This is a genomic window from Staphylococcus nepalensis, from assembly GCF_014635045.1.
GTDB classification, from domain to species: Bacteria; Bacillota; Bacilli; order Staphylococcales; family Staphylococcaceae; genus Staphylococcus; species Staphylococcus nepalensis.
The window spans coordinates 94578-109180 of sequence record NZ_BMCF01000001.1; the positions used below are offsets into that span (position 1 = coordinate 94578).

The following is a 14603-nucleotide window of genomic DNA, read 5'->3' on the forward strand; positions in this document are numbered from 1 at the left end:
CATCTCAGATTTTTACCCTTTTAATGTAAAGAATAATTCAATTTTTTAGCTTTGCTCATGATGCTTACTATGATTCATGGTTAACTTTAGCGCGTTTAATACCAATACCAGTAAAACCATAAAAAATCGCGAATAAAACACATAAATAACAAGGTACAGTCCATATAAAGAATTGATCAACAGACACGCCTAATTGTTGTGTATAATAGATACCTGAAGTACCCCAAGGTATAAGCGGAATAATCATTGTACCTGAATCTTCTAGCGTCCTTGATAGATTCGAACGGTCTATTCCCATCTTATTATACATATCCATCATTAATACGCCTACCATAATAATGACAACAGAAGCAACGCCTGCAGCTAGCACCATCATTAACCCACCTAATACAGTTGCAAGAATTAATGTGCCAACTGAGTTAATATTGCTAGATATTTTATTCAATATAACGTCTAGACATCCTGCTCTTTCTACAATACCTGCAAAGGCGTAACCACAAAAAATAGTGACCACAATTTCAGTCATGCTCATCATGCCGCCTTGTTCTATTAAGCTGACAGCCTTATCAGAAAGTGAATTATCTAAATGTGGTACCATACTTTGATTAAAGCCATCAAAAGTAGCCTTGAAGCCATCAGTCATATTAAATCCATTGTTGAAAGTGCCGATGATTATCGCACTAATGCTTGATATTAACATCGATGGCACTGTAGAAATTTTAAATAACAAACATACTATAATAATAATTAATGGTAGCCACACAAAAAAGTTAATGTTATAAATTGTCGATAACTCTTTAAGCATGGCATTCACTTGAGACGTGTTGACACTGCCTTTGAATTGTAGCCCAGCAAAGTACCATACGATTAACCCGATAATTGATGCTGGTACTGTAGTCCATATCATCGCTCTTATATGAGAAAAAATATTCACTTTTGTAACTAGGGCTGCTAAATTAGTCGTATCTGATAACGGCGACATCTTATCACCAAATACTGCGCCAGCAATAATTGCACCTGCAGCCATACCAGCTGGGATATTTAATTGCGAACCAATTGCCATTAGCGCTATGCCTGCCGTAGAAGCTGATCCCCAAGCAGTTCCGGTAGCAACAGAAGTAATTGCAGCTATGATAAATGCCGATACTAAAAATAAGTTAGGGTTTAAAAATTCTAAACCATAATATATTAATGCAGGCACTGTTCCTGAATACATCCAAGTGCCTACAATAATACCCACTGATAGAATAATAAATATCGCAGGCATTGCTGTTGCTAAACGGTTAGTAATGCCTTCTTCTAAATCTTTCCATTTCAAACCAACGCGTCTCGCAATGATTGCGGCATATGCTGAAGAAAGAATAAGTAACGCTTGGATAGGAATATCAAAAACAACAAATCCTGTAATTACAATAACAATCATTACCAAAATCGTTGAAATTGATTCTAAAAAAGTTGGTTGTCTTTTCATACACATTTCCCCTTATTTATATAAATGGATGCGTTTTTGACTAGTGCAATCCTAACTTATCTTTTCCTAACTCATCAATTGTTAATCCTTCTTCAAAGAAATCGCGTTCTAAAATAGTTGATGCAATGACCACGATGGCGTCTATATTAGGCGTAGGCACGTCAATTTCTCGTCCTAAGCTAGACCATAATACTAAACCATATGCGATATCTTCTGTTAAATAACGATTTTTTACATGGTTAGGTCCTTTAATTTGGGAAAAGACAGGACTTGTGTTAAACAAACGATTTAACGGTTCATCTTCATCCTGTCTTTCTAAATAGCCACGTTCAATACGTGCTTCTTTAGCAGATGATAATTCAAAACCTAATTTTCGCCCCAAGGTTAGTCGCTCTAACTCTACTGCATGTAATAAACGTACTGTATGTTTTGTTATCCCCTCTTCATACAGTGCAAATTCATCTGCATAATCAATTCTACCTACGTTTAATAGTGTTGGACCCGGATGTACTTCAGGGTTACCATTTTCTAAATTTGTTTTCCAAAGACTTTCTTCTTTGACAATGTATGGATATAATGTTTCTATTTTATCAAAGCTATCGCTTAGCTCTTCCTTATCATACGTTGAGAAATGCACTTTTCTAACGTTTAAAGATAAATCCACACGTGCTTCTTCAAAATCTACACGCGTGCCGTAAGTTAACGTATTTACTTCTGCAAATTTAGGCATAACTTCAATTTGCATATCCTCTAATACATTCATAAAACGAATAGAGCCCATAGCAGCAGCGATATTGAAGAATATAAGTTGGTCTTCTGTGATAAACGGCGCCATTGTATGTGCATAATGCTCAATAAACGATGATGGTATTACAACTTGAATGACTTCGGCGTCCTCAAGTACATATTCCATATCATCACTGATATCAGTAAATTGTACGAAGCTCTCTTCGCCTTCATTACTGAATGTAAAACCACCTTGTTCTATTGCTTTATCAAATTTATCTATAGACTGGTTTCTACAGTATAATTTGACTTCATGTCCTTTGGTAATCATATCTAATGCTGCAGTAACAGCACCATTCCCTGATCCTACAATAGCTATCTTCATAAACACCCTTCTTTCTCTAAACATTGTGTATTTTTTATTAAACATTACTCTCATGTATAACCTATTAAGAAAAAGAATAAACACTGGCCTTCAACCTATTTAAGTTATCATTAAAAGTAACGCATTGCTTTATAGCATTTCTATATTTTAACAGGATAATAACGCTGTATATAGTCCTATTCAAAAAATTTATAATTTTTTTCAAATGATGTGCAACTGATTTTGTTATTTTGTTATAGTAATGTTAAACAAAAGGAGGCAAACTACTTATGACTGAAAATCACACAAATCGTGAAGTATTAAATCAAGAACCGAACAGTGATGCAAGATTAATGGCTACATTAATCTATGTACTTAGCTTTTTCACCACTTTTTTAGCACCACTTATAATTTGGCTTATTAAACGTGAAGATTCTGCATTCGTTGATAGAGCAGGCAAAAATTATTTTAATTTTTTAATTTCATATGTTATTTGGTTTATTATCTCTGGCATTTTAATGCTTATTATTATAGGATTCGTTCTATTTCCTATTGTGGCCATTTTGAACTTTATTTTTACAATTGTAGCTGCAGTAAAAGCATATAATGGAGAAGATTATTTACCACCTCTGTCTATTAGATTTTTTAAATAATTTCAATTTCAATTTTGTGATTTTTTACACGCGTTGTAATAAATCGATTGAGCAAACGCTTATAAGATGCTACTAAATCTTATACTTGCGCACTTTATGCAATATTACAATAAGTTGCGCTTTTGTAACCTCACATGTTGTTTATTACAGCAATATGTGAGGTCTTTTTAATTGTTTTACAAATACGTAACATTCCACACAAACACTTTTTCTTCTGTTATTGTATTAATTGTCGTTGAAACCAACGCGTTAATTAAAAAATTAATTTCTATTCAAATAATATATCTATTTAAAATTCGGGAGGACTTTTTTATTATGAAAAAATTAGTAACAGCAACAACTTTAACAGCAGGAATCGGAGCAGCAATTGTGGGATTAGATCATGGGAACGAAGCAAATGCTGCTGAACAAACAACACAAGTAGATCAAAACTCAACTCAAGCGACATCAAGTTCAAGCTCAAATCTATACACTGCTGGCCAATGTACTTGGTATGTATTTGACAAAACAGGTGGCGACATTGGCTCTACATGGGGAAATGCAAATAACTGGGCATCTGCAGCATCCGCAGCTGGTTACACAGTAAACAATTCACCAGAAGCTGGTTCTATCTTACAATCTAGCGAAGGAAGCATGGGCCACGTAGCATACGTTGAAAATGTAAATAGTGATGGTTCAGTAAATGTTTCTGAAATGAACTATAGTGGTGGGCCATTCTCAGTAAGCGAACGCACAATCTCAGCAGGTGAAGCTAGCTCATATAACTATATTCACCTTAACTAAGATTATTTTTCAAAATATTATTTGGGAGTCAAGCTGGTAAAGTCTCGTACTTTATCAGCTTTTTTTATTGAATTGCCCTTTACATATTGCAGCCAAATTAAAAATTTGAGAAAATAGTAGCGTTTAATGTGAATAAGGAGGTTGAGACAAATGCAGTGGTTTAAAGTTATTTTGGCAGGCATCATAGAAATATTATGGGTAACTGGTTTAAACACGGCTGATTCAGTTTGGAGTTGGACAGGCACGATTATCATTTTAATTTTAAGCTTCTATTTAGTCATTTCAGCTTGTAAATCATTACCTGTTGGGACAGTATATGCTGTGTTTGTAGGCATTGGCGCAATTGGTACTGTACTCGTTGATATGATATTTTTCGGTGATGCATTCAACGTGATTAAGATAGCACTGGTTATTTTACTCGTAATAGGTATTATTGGCTTAAAACTAACTACAGAGGAGGCTGAACAATAATGGCTTGGACGATACTATTTATTGCTGGTCTACTGGAGATTGTTGGTGTCATTATTTTAAATGAAATCGCACGTACTAAAAAGAAAATATTCGTAGTTTTTTTAGCCCTCGCCTTTATTTGTAGTTTTAGCATGCTTAAATTGGCAATGTCTAGTGGTATTCAAATGGGGACGGCTTATGCTGTTTGGAGCGGTATAGGCACTGGTGGCGGAACGCTAGTCGGGATGCTCATTTATAATGAATCTAAAAATATTAAACGTGTAGGTTTTATCTTCTTAATTATTTTAGCAATTGTAGGTTTAAAACTGGTTAGTTAAACTATCTTACTTTAGATTCATATCGCCGATGATAATAAAATTCTTTTTTGTTTATTCGGTTTATAGTCTGTGATATAAATCAATATACTAAAGCGTTTATTGATATTAGTTTTTATACTGACATCGGTCAACTTCGAAATAAAGTGATACTAAATTATGGTACAAATGTTTAGCTTTGCTACGCTCCGAATTAACTGTAACTTGATCAGTAAGCAAATGCTTTTAAATATAGGTTATTTTTACCTCGCTTATATGATAATATAAATTAAATTAATAACCTTTTTAATTGGCTTACAACGTAAAAATTTGTTTACTATTATGAAATTTACTATACTTTAGGTAAAGGAAGTGATTATACATGGTAAAAGTTTATATTGCAGGTCCAATACCTGAAGTTGGTTATAATTTATTAAAAGAGCAAGGTTATGAAGTAGATATGTATGAAGGCAAAGGGATTGTTGATAAAGAAACCTTAATTCAAGGCGTGAAAGATGCGGACGCTTTAATCAGCTTACTATCTACTAATGTGGATCAAGATGTAATTGATGCAGGTTCAAATCTAAAAATCATTGCAAACTATGGGGCTGGTTTTAACAACGTGGATATTGAACACGCAAAACAAAAACACATCGATGTGACAAATACGCCCAAAGCCTCAACAAATTCTACTGCCGAGTTAACTTTTGCGCTTGTACTCGCTGTAGCAAGACGTATTCCTGAAGGTGATAAATTATGTCGTACAACAGGATTTGATGGATGGGCGCCACTATTCTTCCGCGGTAGAGAAGTTTCTGGAAAAACAATCGGTATCATTGGTTTAGGAGAAATTGGCAGTGCAGTAGCCAAACGTGCTAAAGCATTTGATATGAATGTACTTTACACAGGCCCTAACCAAAAAGTCGATAAAGAACGTGAAATTGGTGCTAAATATGTTGATTTTGAAACACTTTTACAACATTCAGACTTCATTACAATCAATGCTGCATATAATCCAAGTTTACACCATCAATTTGATACTGAGCAATTCAAAATGATGAAACCAACAAGTTATTTAATTAATGCAGCGAGAGGTCCAATTGTTCATGAGGAAGCTTTAGTTCAAGCACTTAAAAATAAAGAAATCGAAGGCGCTGCCTTAGACGTGTTTGAATTTGAACCAGAAATCAACGATGAACTCAAATCATTAGATAATGTTGTTATCACACCACATATTGGTAACGCGACATTCGAGTCTCGTGATATGATGTCAAAAATTGTAGCTAATGATACAATTAGCAAACTGAACGGCGACCATCCTAAATACATTGTGAATTAATTAAAAAATACCAAAAGCCAGAAAGTACTTATAAACTGTACTTTCTGGCTTTTTATTATTTTTACTTTTCTTTAGATTTATATAAGAATTTGGTTTGGTTAGATATCAGTTGATTCGGTATGATTTGCGCTATTTTATTTCTCACTTTAACCACAAATTTATTTGTTCTTTGAGCAATTTTGCCTATTTTTCTAGAACGTTTAATGACTTTCTTCGTATGCTTGACCCGTAATTTATTATAACGTTGCAATGCCATATCAAAATCGTATGTTTGTATGCAATTAGCTAAAACAATAGCATCTTCCATTGCTTGACCTGCGCCTTGTCCCATATTGGGGGTCATCGCATGTGCTGCATCTCCAAGAAGCACTACGCGTTGGTATACAAACGTTTTTAGCGGGTTTAAATCATACATGTCATGTAATAATATATCTGTTTCGCTTTGTTTATCTAGAACTTGTCTGACTTCATTAGGAAAATGATTAAATCTTGCTTGTAAATGCGGTTTTGCAAATGCGTGTATCTTAGTATCATTTTCTTTAGCTGTTATTGAAATAAACCAATAAGCTTGGTTATTTAATAGAGGCACGATGCCTACTCTGCCTTTTGAAGACCAATATTCTTTAGCCACATTGCCATCCTTAAGGTCTATTTCATCTACTAAACCTCTAAATACTGTATAACCTTGATAAATCGGTTTATTATTTGGCGCGACAGCTTGTCTTGTATTAGAATGAATGCCATCCGCACCTATACATAAATCAAAGGATTGTGAAGGTTGCTCGGAAAATTGTAACGTTACTTTTAAGTCACCGTTTTCAATATCCGTTACATAATGGTTTGTAAAAATTGCGCTATCAGGTACATAAGATTGAATTACATCTAATAAACTTTGGCGTGACATCGTTAAATTAACAGTGTTTTTTTTCAATTTAATTTTTGACAATGGGTTTGCTTTTTCATCAAGTACTTCCATGACATCAACCACTTGTCCTATATTTTTAAGTCCTTTTGCTAAATCATGATTATTTAATTTATCAATCACGTTGCCACCAATGCCAATACCAGCCCCTAGTTCAGATACTGCGTCTTTTTTTTCAAACACACTCACATCATGACCTTGTTCTATTAATAAAGCTGCTGCAGTTAAACCGCCTATGCCTGCACCAACAATTGCTATTTTCATCTTAATTCACTCCAACTTTCCCTAGTCTTTTAAAAATTTCCATACTTCATTATTAAATAATGACATTGTTTTTAATACCCAATGATATAATAACATATAAAAAAGAAAACAAATCCACTAATAAAACAATATTGTCTTTTTATATTGAATCCATTATAGGTAATAATCTTTATTGATATCATCTTTTTTAATACCTAAATTTTTATAGAAATGTTTCATAAACCATGCGATATTTTCATCCCAGTCTACATCACTCGCGTATTGATGTTCTCCTGGTTCTTTTGGATTCCATCTCATTTGATATAAAGAAATCTGCTTATTATTAAAATAATTATTTCTTACAAATTGGGCGCCCCCCATAATTGCTTTATCGGGAGAAGTCCAAGCTTGTTTTTTAGCAAAACTGCTTCCAGTATGGACAGCATTTTCATCGAACGCACCTATTCCAAAAAAGTTATAATATTTTTTCCCATTGTCTTCAATACCTTTAGCTAATTCAGATTTACCATTTCCTGTTTCTACTAAGGCATGGCTTATTAAATATAAAACGTTGACTTCATATTTATCTTGCGCTTTTAGGAAAGCTTTACCTTTTCCTTTTAACACGCCCTTACTTTTTAAAATATCATTCACTTCATCTTCAGATAACGATACTTTTTCAGAAATATCCATGTGGTTCAAATCATCTTGGTCACTGTTTACATCCATTGCTTTACTAACATCTTTCGTTGAAGCTTTTAGAAATTTACCATCTTTTTCTTTCATATTTAAAGTACCAGAACCAACTTGTTTATCTACCGCCTCATCAAATGTATGCGTTTTTTGTTTTTCAAACAAAGATGTTTCATTTATGACTAACAAAATAACAAATATTACTATAATTAATATCAATAGTATTAATGGTATTCGCTGTTTAACACGCTCATTCATTATATAAAAAACTCCCTATTTTACATTTTATTTAGTTAGTGTGAAATAAGCAAAAGCAATTGCCACAAGCACAATAATAAAAGAAAGATTAATAGCAATGCGCATGCCCTTTTTATGTCTAAATAAAGTGTTGAATATCACTAAACTGATTGCTAATGAAACAACAAACATAGTAATAGCCATAACAATATTTAAAGTGATTAAAAAAATAATACCGATAACTAAAAATATGTTAGATATGATAGCCATCGTTTTTACCATTTTTGGGTTAATAAGACTTCCACTCCTTGTAAAATATTCTAAATATATCGCTCTATTAACTGAAATTGTATCATATTTGCCTATCTTTCAGTATGTCATTTTTAATATAAAAAATTAGCACTCATGTGAGCATTTCACATTGAGTGCCAATTTGATTATACCTACATTCAATTATTTTTACTCTCTTGACATACCTCTAAGCATATTTAACATATATGTTAAACTACGGTTCATCTCATCGTCTTTAAGTACGCCCATCAAGCCAGTGATAGATGTTTTTTGATTTGGGCTCGCTTGGTTAGCCACACTTAAGCCCTTGTTTACTTTGTTTAACATTTGGCTTAAATCATTAACATTTAAATCACCCAATAAAAAGACAAGTGAAGCCATATTTGTAATTAGACCAGTGTATTGCTCTTTATTTAACTCTACTGAGAATTTATTAGCAATGACACCTCGGCTTTTTACCATACCTGATAATGCATCGAGTAATTTAGCTTCATCTAAAGTACTAATAATATTAATCGCTTTCATAATACTATCCTTATTTGCTGCAATTGCGTCTGTTACTTCAGCTAAACTTTCTTGCTTAATCTGCGCTTCTGACTTTTGCATGCGTTTAATATGCGTTATTCTCTCTGCCATTACCTATTCACCTTACTTCCTGGGAAAGTATAGTCGTCACGTTTCCACTTATCTTCAACACGCACACTGTATTGTGGTTGTCTTTGTTTGTTGATACGGAAGTTTGTTGGATTCAATGGAGATTTACCTCTCCGTGTTTTAACTTCCATACGACAGCTTGTACGTTTATATGAAGGTGTGTCTGTATCTTTGTCCACGTCGCTGTTAGTCAATAAGTTAATAGCGCCTTGGTCACCATTTATCATTGCGTCATTATTTAATGGAATATAAATTTCTTTACCTTTCACTCTATCTGTAACGTGTGCAATAAGTTCTGCCTCGCCACTGTCTGAAATTAATTTAACTTCTGCCCCTTCGTGAATATCTCTTTCTTTAGCTAATTCTGGAGAAACCTCAACAAACGGATGAGGCACTTTGTATGCAATGCCTGGAACTTTATAAGTCATATTTCCTTCATGGAAATGTTCCAATAAACGACCGTTATTTACATGTAAATCATATTCTTCATTAACTTTAAAGAAGTTATCAAATGTTAATGGATAGAAGTTCGCTTTACCATCTTCAAAGTTAAAGCCATCTAAATACAATGTTGGTTGGTCTGTGCCATCTTCGGCTACAGGCCATTGAAGGCTATTGTATCCTTCTAATCTATCGTAATTAACACCTGAATATGATGGTGTTAATCTAGCTATTTCATCCATTATTTGGCTAGGGTGCGTATAATTCCAATCATATCCTAATGTTTTAGCAATTTCCTGAATAATTACCCAGTCTGGTTTCGATTCACCTTTAGGTTCTAATGCTTGGTATAAACGTTGAATACGACGTTCAGTATTTGTAAATGTTCCTGTTTTTTCCAATGAAGGACTCGCTGGTAAAACAACGTCAGCGTATGAAGCAGTGAAAGTGAAAAATTCATCTTGGACTACAAGGAAACCAACTTTTTCAAGCGCTGCTTGTACATAATTGATGTTTGAATCGACGATGCCTGTATCTTCACCGTATAAATATAATGCATCAATTTCTCCTTCGTGAATCCCTTCCATCATTTGGTGATTATCTTTACCAGGGACACTTGGTAAGGTTTGGCCATATTCTCTTTCAAATTTAGCGCGAATTTCATCGTCCGCTACTGCTTGGTAACCAGGGAATTGATCTGGCATACTACCCATGTCACTACAACCTTGCACGTTATTATGACCACGTAGTGGATACGCGCCAGTACCAGGTTTTCTATAATTTCCTGTAGCTAACAATAAGTTGGAAATTGAAGTTGATGTATCACTACCAATATCTTGTTGTGTTACACCCATTGCCCATGCAATTGAAACTGTTTCCGCATTAACCATTTGGTGTGCAAAGTCTATTAAATCTTCTTTAGGAATACCTGTTGTATCTTCTGCAAACGCCATTGTATATGGCGCTAATGATTTATAATATTCATCAAAACCATTTACCCATTCATCAACGAACGCTTTATCATGTAAATCATTGTCTATGATATATTTCGTTACAGCTGATAACCAAACTAAATCTGTACCTGGTTTAGGTTGATAGAAATTGTCTGCTCTTTCTGCCATCTCATGTTTACGTATATCAAATACATTTAACGTATTGTTATATAATTTATGTCCTCGCTTAATACGCGAAGCAATAACTGGATGTGCTTCAGCCGTGTTAGTACCAATTAAAACAACCATGTCAGCAATCTCAAGGTCATCAATTGAACCAGAATCACCGCCATGCCCTACTGTTCTAAATAAACCTTTTGTAGCTGGTGCCTGACAATAACGAGAGCAATTATCTACATTGTTTGTGCCAATGACTTGTCTAGCAAGTTTTTGCATTAAGTAAGATTCTTCGTTAGTTGCTTTAGAAGAAGAAATAAATGCTAAGGCATCTGAACCATGAGACGCTTTAACTTTTTTAAAGTTTTCAGAAACTACTTTTAGTGCTTCTTCCCACTCTACTTCTTCAAATTGATCGTTTTTACGTACTAATGGTTTAGTTAATCTTTCTTCTGAATCAATATAATCCCAACCAAATTTTCCTTTAATACATGTTGCAATTTTGTTTGCTGGGGATTCATGTTGTGGTTGTACTTTTATTACTTCTCTACCTTTTGTCCATACATCGAAAGAACAACCAACACCGCAATATGTACATACAGTTTTAGTTTTCTCGATGCGCTCTTCACGCATAGCTGCTTCTGAATCAGATACAGCAAATAATGGACCATAACCTGGCTCTGCCTTTTTAGTTAAATCAATCATAGCTGCAAGAGAACCTGGCTCTAAATCTGTCATATAACCAGCATTTCCTTCCATCTTCACTTCCATCATTGCATTACACGGACATACCGTCGCACATTGGCCGCATCCAACACATGATGAATCATTGATGGATGTATCATTGTCCCAAATAACACGTGGTTGTTGACGTTCCCAATCAATTGTCAGTGTTTCGTTGACTTGAACGTCTTGACAAACTTCAACACAACGTCCACATAATATACATTGGTCTGGGTCGTAACGATAGAAAGGACCATAATCTTTTTCATATGGTTTTTCTTTATATTCATACGTTTGGTGTTCTAAACCCCATTGGTCCATTGTATTATGAATTTCGCAATCGCCGTTGTTATAATCACACACTGTACAATATAGCATGTGATTTTCTAAAATACGGTCTAATGCTTCTTTTTGGCTTGTTTGTACATTATCATTTTGTGTATTTACTATCATTGGTCTATCTATTGTCGTACTACAAGCACGCTGCATTTCGCCATCAATTTCGACAGTACATGTATCGCAAGTTTCTATAGGACCAAGCGATTCGTTATAGCATATAGAGGGTACAAAAGTATCTTGTGACTTAATAAATTGTAGTAAGTTTGTACCGGGTTCTACAAGATAATCTTTACCATCTAATGTAATAATTAAATGTTCCTGCATATTCTTCACCCCTATTAATGTTTGTTAAGCCCATGTTTATTCTTCAAAGATGTTTAATAACATTCCATCTTAAAAGCCCCACACTTTTTTGGTAATGTTAATTACATTGTATAGGTATTTCATCAAAATGTTAAGGTTTTCTACTATTTTCTCTCTGTTTTATTTAAATATTAATTGATAGTGTTAAATATTAATTAATCAAAAAAGACATTCTCCATATAAAAAAAGACAAAAAACACCCCTCAAAGTATTTTTATTGTTTACTTTGAAGGGTGTTTGTGTGATCAAATCAGACATATTTATTTTAGTCAGATGCCCAAGTTATTTTTGACGCTTGCCTCAATTTCAGTTAATGAACTTTGGCTAGGTATAAAGTAATAAAGACCGTCGTCTTGAATACCACCCTGTCCTTCTAATTGATGACGGTGCACATTATCATTTGCATCTTTATAATTTCCTCTAACTTTATTAAGTTCACCTAAAGTTAAATCTGTTTTAACATTATCTTCAACATGGTTCATCAATGAATTAAAGTGCGTTACTGAGCTAATACTTGTCAACTTATTTGCTAAACCTTGTATGACTAATTGTTGACGTTCTTGTCTGCCAAAATCTCCGCCAGCGCCTTCTTCTTTACGGCTTCTAATGAAAGCCATGGCTTCCTTACCATTCATGTGCGATTTTTGCCCATCATTAAATTGAAAACCATCATAAGAGAAAGTTGCATTACTTGTAACTTCAATACCACCCACGGTATCAATCATATCTTCCATGCCATCCATATCAATCGTGGCATAATGATCGATTGGAACATTTAATAATTTTTCAACTGATTTCACTGCCATGTCAGGCCCGCCATATGCATAAGCATGATTAATTTTTTCTGTTGTCCCTTTACCTACAATATCGGCTTGCGTATCTCTTGGTATGCTAACAATTTCAGTTGTTTTTTTATCTGGGTTGATAGATAGCACCATGATTGTATCACTACGTTGACCCCCGCCATTAGCATCTCGCTTGGCATCTGAATCAACACCAAATAAAGCTATCGTAAATGGATCCCCATTATTCAAATTGACATTTTTATCTCTTAAAGACGATTTATCTCTATCTAACGGGTTATGTATTGCCCCACCTACAGAAAATATTTTAAATCCTAAATAAATAACTGCTAAAATTGCTAAGATAATCAGTATGCCAAAGAACCATAAAAATATTTTTGTCGGTAATCCCATTTTCTTTTTACTGTATTTATCAGAACGATTCACCTTTTCATTCTCCATTCTATATTCAATTTTCTGTTTTATTATAATTAATTACTGATTATATAGTAATTAATATGAATGAACACGGTTCTTTAGTCCTATCATTAAATGAAGTCATTTACAAACAAATTTTAAACTATTTTTGATAACCTGTATTTGCATTTAAAATCTTCAAAACTTCATCATGACAAGCTTTATTACTAATAATAAAAGGCCCTGCTTTTGCAAAATCTAAATCAGTATTGTCTAATGTTGTCATTTTCAATCCTAGTTCTTTTGCAAATAAAAACTGTGCAGCAATATCCCAAGGTTTAGGATTTGTATTCACATGCGCGCCAAATTGACCTAAAAATACACGTGTTGAATCTAAGCCACATGAGCCAATAAAGCGATAGCCAAACGAAGCACTATTTAATTCATGAATCGTGGCATCATTCATCACTAAGGTGTTAAATGAAATAATCGCATCTTCTAATTTTAAGTCTTCTGGTTGGGATAACGGCTGATTATTAATATAAGCACCTTGCCCTTTAATTGCTTTATAAAGTTTTCTATGTGGGTAATCATAAATATATGATAACGTTGGTTCTCCATCTATGAAATACCCTAATATAATACAATAATCCTCTTGCTGCTTCACTAAATTTGTCGTGCCATCAATCGGATCCATAACCCAGACATGGCCTTGGTAAGCATTGACTTCTTCATTTGACTTTTCTTCAGCAAAAAGTTGATGCTCCGGAAAATGTTCATGCAAAAAATCTTCGAAATTTTGTTGGATTGATTTATCTACATTAGTTACAAGGTCAAATCGATTACGCTTTGTTGTGGTAACCATGTCTTCTATTAATTGCGGAATAATATCATCTAAGGTTGTTAACCAATGTCTCACTAAATCATCTATATTCGTTAATGCTTCTTTATTCATTTGAAACCTCCTCTTTAAACTACGCTCTATTTTTTATTATATTCATTTAATATGTATAATTTGTTTTATTTTATCATATAAACTTTATTATCGTAACAAACCTTCAGAACAAATCTTCAATCACCTAAATAAAGCCAACTAGCTATGCTAGTCGGCTAAATAGAAAGGAAAGTAAGTAATAAATATTGAAGATGTTTGCTTAGTAACTCGTACGAAAAAGATGTTAACAAAACTATATGTAATAGCTACCCCTTTGCCATCTTTTCGCTACCCCCTTGTTACTAAATATTATACTAACATAAAGGTTCAGAAAATGTAAGCGTTTTCTAAATTT

At 33.7% G+C, this 14603-nt stretch carries 14 protein-coding genes; 5 read left to right on the top strand and 9 right to left on the bottom strand.

Annotation, left to right across the window (positions count from 1 at the left end; genetic code table 11):
- Positions 1-67: 67 nt before the first annotated feature.
- Both nhaC and IEU88_RS00550 read right to left on the bottom strand, forming a co-directional pair.
- Positions 68-1471 carry a Na+/H+ antiporter NhaC gene (nhaC, locus tag IEU88_RS00545; RefSeq protein ID WP_096808632.1) on the bottom strand — a complete coding sequence of 468 codons (1404 nt, stop codon included), beginning with the start codon at positions 1469-1471 and terminating at the stop codon, positions 68-70.
- Between the two features lie 40 nt (positions 1472-1511).
- Positions 1512-2582 (bottom strand): NAD/NADP-dependent octopine/nopaline dehydrogenase family protein, encoded by a 1071-nt coding sequence (locus IEU88_RS00550; RefSeq protein WP_096808631.1) that lies wholly within the window; start codon positions 2580-2582, stop codon positions 1512-1514.
- 269 nt (positions 2583-2851) lie between these two features.
- Between IEU88_RS00550 and IEU88_RS00555 the strand changes: the two genes are divergently transcribed.
- From IEU88_RS00555 to IEU88_RS00575, 5 genes are all read left to right on the top strand, one after another.
- Positions 2852-3214, top strand: a complete 363-nt coding sequence (locus IEU88_RS00555; protein ID WP_096808630.1) for a DUF4870 domain-containing protein — start codon at positions 2852-2854, stop codon at positions 3212-3214.
- Positions 3215-3529: 315 nt separating this feature from the next.
- Positions 3530-3997: a CHAP domain-containing protein gene (locus IEU88_RS00560; RefSeq protein ID WP_096808629.1), complete on the top strand. Its 468-nt coding sequence runs from the start codon at positions 3530-3532 to the stop codon at positions 3995-3997.
- 150 nt (positions 3998-4147) lie between these two features.
- Positions 4148-4468 (top strand): DMT family transporter, encoded by a 321-nt coding sequence (locus IEU88_RS00565; protein ID WP_103372795.1) that lies wholly within the window; start codon positions 4148-4150, stop codon positions 4466-4468.
- Positions 4468-4785, top strand: a complete 318-nt coding sequence (locus IEU88_RS00570; RefSeq protein ID WP_103372794.1) for a DMT family transporter — start codon at positions 4468-4470, stop codon at positions 4783-4785. Before IEU88_RS00565 ends, IEU88_RS00570 begins: the two co-directional genes overlap by 1 nt.
- Positions 4786-5143: 358 nt before the next feature.
- Complete coding sequence (locus tag IEU88_RS00575; protein WP_096808627.1) at positions 5144-6100, top strand: 2-hydroxyacid dehydrogenase family protein; 957 nt, start codon at positions 5144-5146, stop codon at positions 6098-6100.
- 61 nt (positions 6101-6161) lie between these two features.
- Here IEU88_RS00575 and IEU88_RS00580 read toward each other — a convergent pair whose 3' ends face one another.
- The 7 genes from IEU88_RS00580 to IEU88_RS00610 form a co-directional block, all read right to left on the bottom strand.
- Entirely contained in the window at positions 6162-7286 is a 1125-nt protein-coding gene (locus tag IEU88_RS00580; RefSeq protein ID WP_096808626.1) for an FAD-dependent monooxygenase, read from the bottom strand.
- Between the two features lie 153 nt (positions 7287-7439).
- Positions 7440-8216, bottom strand: a complete 777-nt coding sequence (locus IEU88_RS00585) for an N-acetylglucosaminidase (RefSeq protein ID WP_096808625.1) — start codon at positions 8214-8216, stop codon at positions 7440-7442.
- A gap of 27 nt (positions 8217-8243) precedes the next feature.
- Positions 8244-8477 carry a hypothetical protein gene (locus tag IEU88_RS00590; RefSeq protein ID WP_096808624.1) on the bottom strand — a complete coding sequence of 78 codons (234 nt, stop codon included), beginning with the start codon at positions 8475-8477 and terminating at the stop codon, positions 8244-8246.
- A gap of 177 nt (positions 8478-8654) precedes the next feature.
- Positions 8655-9122: a helical membrane plugin domain-containing protein gene (locus IEU88_RS00595; protein ID WP_096808623.1), complete on the bottom strand. Its 468-nt coding sequence runs from the start codon at positions 9120-9122 to the stop codon at positions 8655-8657.
- Positions 9122-12076, bottom strand: a complete 2955-nt coding sequence (gene fdhF / locus IEU88_RS00600) for a formate dehydrogenase subunit alpha (protein ID WP_103372793.1) — start codon at positions 12074-12076, stop codon at positions 9122-9124. The genes IEU88_RS00595 and fdhF overlap by 1 nt, the downstream gene beginning before the upstream one ends.
- A gap of 308 nt (positions 12077-12384) precedes the next feature.
- On the bottom strand, positions 12385-13311 hold the full coding sequence (locus IEU88_RS00605) for an LCP family glycopolymer transferase (RefSeq protein ID WP_229718985.1): 927 nt from the start codon (positions 13309-13311) through the stop codon (positions 12385-12387).
- A gap of 166 nt (positions 13312-13477) precedes the next feature.
- Positions 13478-14269 carry an inositol monophosphatase family protein gene (locus IEU88_RS00610; protein WP_103372791.1) on the bottom strand — a complete coding sequence of 264 codons (792 nt, stop codon included), beginning with the start codon at positions 14267-14269 and terminating at the stop codon, positions 13478-13480.
- Positions 14270-14603 lie beyond the last annotated feature (334 nt).

Bases quoted from the DNA above. Each gene is read 5' to 3' on its own strand.
- IEU88_RS00590 (WP_096808624.1), bottom strand. From the start codon at position 8,477: ATGGTAAAAACGATGGCTATCATATCTAACATATTTTTAGTTATCGGT.
- fdhF (WP_103372793.1), bottom strand. From the start codon at position 12,076: ATGCAGGAACATTTAATTATTACATTAGATGGTAAAGATTATCTTGTA.
- nhaC (WP_096808632.1), bottom strand. From the start codon at position 1,471: ATGAAAAGACAACCAACTTTTTTAGAATCAATTTCAACGATTTTGGTA.
- IEU88_RS00575 (WP_096808627.1), top strand. From the start codon at position 5,144: ATGGTAAAAGTTTATATTGCAGGTCCAATACCTGAAGTTGGTTATAAT.
- IEU88_RS00585 (WP_096808625.1), bottom strand. From the start codon at position 8,216: ATGAATGAGCGTGTTAAACAGCGAATACCATTAATACTATTGATATTA.
- IEU88_RS00605 (WP_229718985.1), bottom strand. From the start codon at position 13,311: ATGGGATTACCGACAAAAATATTTTTATGGTTCTTTGGCATACTGATT.
- IEU88_RS00610 (WP_103372791.1), bottom strand. From the start codon at position 14,269: ATGAATAAAGAAGCATTAACGAATATAGATGATTTAGTGAGACATTGG.
- IEU88_RS00555 (WP_096808630.1), top strand. From the start codon at position 2,852: ATGACTGAAAATCACACAAATCGTGAAGTATTAAATCAAGAACCGAAC.
- IEU88_RS00550 (WP_096808631.1), bottom strand. From the start codon at position 2,582: ATGAAGATAGCTATTGTAGGATCAGGGAATGGTGCTGTTACTGCAGCA.
- IEU88_RS00565 (WP_103372795.1), top strand. From the start codon at position 4,148: ATGCAGTGGTTTAAAGTTATTTTGGCAGGCATCATAGAAATATTATGG.
- IEU88_RS00570 (WP_103372794.1), top strand. From the start codon at position 4,468: ATGGCTTGGACGATACTATTTATTGCTGGTCTACTGGAGATTGTTGGT.
- IEU88_RS00580 (WP_096808626.1), bottom strand. From the start codon at position 7,286: ATGAAAATAGCAATTGTTGGTGCAGGCATAGGCGGTTTAACTGCAGCA.
- IEU88_RS00595 (WP_096808623.1), bottom strand. From the start codon at position 9,122: ATGGCAGAGAGAATAACGCATATTAAACGCATGCAAAAGTCAGAAGCG.
- IEU88_RS00560 (WP_096808629.1), top strand. From the start codon at position 3,530: ATGAAAAAATTAGTAACAGCAACAACTTTAACAGCAGGAATCGGAGCA.